Raw genomic sequence first — 1,330 nt, forward strand, 5'->3', positions numbered from 1 at the left:
CTACGATGGGCGGTGGTTCCGGCGGGGGCGGGGGTGGGGGGGGGGGGCGCGGCCGGGCCGCCTCCCGGGAGGCGAGCTCGCCGTGACGGTCGATCACGCGCGGGCCTCGCTCTCGCGCGACGGCGCCGCCGAGCCGTCGACCTGCGGTTGCGCTGCCCCGACGTGTTGCGGTGGGCGGAACGACAGGATGTGCGGCACACGATCAGACTATCGGTAACCCGGACGACTACTGTTCACCCCATGACCGATCCGGGACCCTCAGGCGGTTCGACCAGCGACGCGCAGCCCGGCGCGAGCTCTGCCACGGCCGGCAGCCAACCCGTCGTGCGCCGCGCCAGGACTTCCGACGTGCCCGAGATCAAGCGCCTCGTCGACGTGTACGCGGGCCGGATCCTGCTGGAGAAGAGTCTGGTCACGCTGTACGAGTCGGTGCAGGAGTTCTGGGTCGCCGAGGTGGACGGCACCGTGGTCGGCTGCGGCGCGTTGCACGTGCTGTGGGCCGATCTGGGCGAGGTGCGCACGGTGGCGGTGGATCCGGTCGTCAAGGGCCGCGGCGTCGGCGGGCTGATCGTGCGCAAGCTGATCGAGGTGGCCAGGGAGCTGGAGCTGCGCAGGCTGTTCGTGCTGACCTTCGAGGTCGAGTTCTTCGGCAGGCACGGCTTCGTCGAGATCGAGGGCACGCCCGTGACCGCGGAGGTGTACGCCGAGATGTGCCGGTCCTACGACACCGGCGTCGCGGAATTCCTCGACCTCAGCTATGTGAAACCGAACACCCTCGGCAACACCAGGATGCTGTTGACCCTCTGACATCCCCCCGCTGACATATGCCCCCTGACATGTGACCCTCTGACGTGTCCCGCCGAAGTTCCGGTCGTGCGCCCGACGGGTGGCCACGTCCCGGCTGTTCCACCGATCGATCAGGAGCGAATCCGTGCCCATCTTCGCCGTGCAGTACCGCTACTCCGAGGCCACCGTCGCGGCCCGCGACACCCATCGCCCGCGCCATCGCGGCTGGCTGAGCGAGCTGGTCGAGGCCGGGACCGTGCTGTCGACCGGCCCCTACACCGACGGTTCCGGCGCGCTGCTGCTGTTCCGCGCCGAGGACGAGACGAGCCTGCGCGAGCTGCTGGCCCGGGACCCGTTCGCCCAGGAGAAGCTGATCGACGCGGTCCGCGTGGACGAGTGGAAGCCGGTGCTGGGCGCCTTCGCCTCCTGACTCCGGCGGGCCGGGCGCGGACCGCGCGTCCCGGCTACTCGCCGGAGGCGTCGGTCCCGGCGGCGGGGGCGGCCCGCCGGGGGGGGGTGGTGAGGCGTGGCCCCCTGGGCCCCC

General features: G+C 71.7%; 2 protein-coding genes. Both read left to right on the forward strand.

Translation table 11 applies throughout. The features are described 5' to 3' along the window. The first annotated feature begins 240 nt into the window (after window positions 1–240). A complete protein-coding gene (locus tag QH283_RS15660) occupies window positions 241–807 on the forward strand; it encodes an amino-acid N-acetyltransferase (RefSeq protein WP_280503724.1) in 567 nt (188 codons plus the stop codon). Between the two features lie 124 nt (window positions 808–931). Next, window positions 932–1,216, forward strand: coding sequence for a YciI family protein (locus tag QH283_RS15665; RefSeq protein WP_280503725.1), 285 nt, complete (start codon window positions 932–934; stop codon window positions 1,214–1,216). The last annotated feature ends 114 nt before the right edge of the window (window positions 1,217–1,330 follow it).

The sequence above is a fragment of the Nocardia farcinica genome, from assembly GCF_029867845.1.
In the GTDB taxonomy this organism is placed as follows: Bacteria; Actinomycetota; Actinomycetes; order Mycobacteriales; family Mycobacteriaceae; genus Nocardia; species Nocardia farcinica_A.

Bases quoted from the DNA above. Each gene is read 5' to 3' on its own strand.
- QH283_RS15660 (WP_280503724.1), top strand. From the start codon at position 241: ATGACCGATCCGGGACCCTCAGGCGGTTCGACCAGCGACGCGCAGCCC.